The organism is Campylobacter sp. US25a, from assembly GCF_004379075.1.
Classification (GTDB): Bacteria; Campylobacterota; Campylobacteria; order Campylobacterales; family Campylobacteraceae; genus Campylobacter_D; species Campylobacter_D jejuni.
On the sequence record NZ_RYYM01000174.1, the window covers coordinates 1 to 210 of the forward strand.

Here is a 210-nt window from a genome sequence, read left to right on the forward strand (position 1 = left end):
ACAAGGAAAGATTTAAAGTTTTTGAAGATTTTTTATTTTTTCTAAATACTCGTTTAGAAGAGGATTTTTTGAAAAAAGATATTCATAAGTTTGATAGCTTTGATGTAGTTAGAATTGGAATGTATATTAACACCCTAATTGGCTATAATAGTGGATTTACTAGTATGTATTTGAGTGAATTTTTACAAGATTATATTTGTGATTTAAATA

At 23.3% G+C, this 210-nt stretch carries 1 protein-coding gene; it reads left to right on the forward strand.

The genetic code is table 11. The annotated features are described in order from the left end of the window. Positions 1 to 210: hypothetical protein (locus ELQ12_RS10560; RefSeq protein WP_208379414.1), on the forward strand; the 210-nt coding region annotated here is incomplete at both ends.